This window comes from Halorubrum sp. SP3 (genome assembly GCF_005435195.1).
In the GTDB taxonomy this organism is placed as follows: domain Archaea; phylum Halobacteriota; class Halobacteria; order Halobacteriales; family Haloferacaceae; genus Halorubrum; species Halorubrum sodomense.
Map to the genome: position 1 here is coordinate 1 of NZ_SGTU01000302.1, position 523 is coordinate 523.

Below are 523 nucleotides of genomic sequence, written 5' to 3' on the forward strand. Positions count from 1 at the left end.
CTCCTGAAGTTCCTGTTCTTCCTCGCTGGTCAGTTCGGGCTTCTCCTGAAGTTCCAAGAGCCGTTCTTGGGCCTCCGTGTCACCCATCTCGGGATCAACTTCAGGCTCGTCAGCCGAGGCCATCTCCTCGGTGTCCAAGGCGTGTTGAAGTTCTTGAAACTCCGTCTCGTTGAGGAGGCGATGTTTGAACGTCACGGTCTGATCACCGAGCGAGACGTTCACGTCACCGCGGTAGTTGCGTGCGTTACCCGTCTTCCGTTTTGCGACGACGAAGGCTGGATCTGTCATGGGTTGTTGTGTATGAAAAATCGACTGCGAAAACGTTTGAAAAAGCGAGAACCACCGCGACTGCTGGTAGAAATGACCTATCCGTTCAGACGGCTACTATCCGTTTCTGACGAGGCCCTGTGTCAACGGTTCCACGCGAGGACACTCCGAGTCACTCCGTGACACCGTTCGTTCCTCACGTCCTCCTAATAGAACTGAAGGATATTAAGGGTAACGGATATAGTGGTGACGCCCA

At 53.9% G+C, this 523-nt stretch carries 1 protein-coding gene; it reads right to left on the reverse strand.

Features of this window, described 5'->3' with window-relative positions:
- Nucleotides 1-288, reverse strand: a 288-nt coding sequence (locus EXE42_RS16645; protein WP_137707028.1) for a hypothetical protein, incomplete at its 3' end; no start/stop codon positions are given.
- Nucleotides 289-523: the final 235 nt, after the last annotated feature.